Origin of the sequence: Lactobacillus nasalidis (genome assembly GCF_016587775.1) — a bacterium.
Lineage (GTDB): Bacteria > Bacillota > Bacilli > Lactobacillales > Lactobacillaceae > Lactobacillus > Lactobacillus nasalidis.
On sequence record NZ_BOCG01000366.1, the window covers coordinates 1 to 611 of the forward strand.

Annotated in this window: 2 protein-coding genes; both read right to left on the reverse strand. The window is 61.0% G+C overall.

Annotation, left to right across the window (positions count from 1 at the left end; genetic code table 11):
- On the reverse strand, positions 1 to 307 hold a 307-nt coding region (locus lacNas_RS06895), incomplete at its 3' end, for a nucleotidyltransferase family protein (RefSeq protein WP_201346723.1).
- 3 nt (positions 308 to 310) lie between these two features.
- The coding region (gene rsfS, locus lacNas_RS06900) for a ribosome silencing factor (protein WP_201346724.1) at positions 311 to 611 on the reverse strand (301 nt) is incomplete at its 5' end.

Here is a 611-nt window from a genome sequence, read left to right on the forward strand (position 1 = left end):
CCACGCCGAAAACCAGCGTCTGCGCCCCCAGCCGGGTCAACAGGTCGACCCCGCCGGTGGCAAACATGTCTGCCGCCTGGACGGCATAAGAGAAAGGCAGCTCAAAGACCAGGTCCGCCCCGGCCTCGATGGCGCTGCGGGCCCGGGACCACTTGTCCAGGATTGCCATTTCCCCACGCTGGACGTAGTTGCCGGACATGACCGCGATGATCGGGTCATCGCCAGCCGCCAGCCGTGCCTGGTTCATCAGAAATTCATGGCCGCTGTGGAACGGATTGTATTCCGCCACGATTCCGACAACGCTCATTCGTTAGTCTTCCTCGAGTTCCACGCGCTTGCCGTCTGCCCAGAGCTTTTCCAGGTTGTAGAAGGCCCGGGCGTCTTCTGAGAAGATGTTGACGACCACGTCGCCCAGGTCAACCAGGAGCCATTCGGAATCATGGTTGCCTTCGACCCGGTAGTCGTAAAAGCCGGCTTCGTGGCAGGCTTCAATGATGCTGTTGGCAATGGCGTGCAGCTGCCGGCTGGAAGTGGCGCTGGTAGCCACGAAGAAGTCGGCCAGAATGCTGATGCCGCGCATGTCGTAGGCTTCAGTGTCTTCGCCGTGCCGT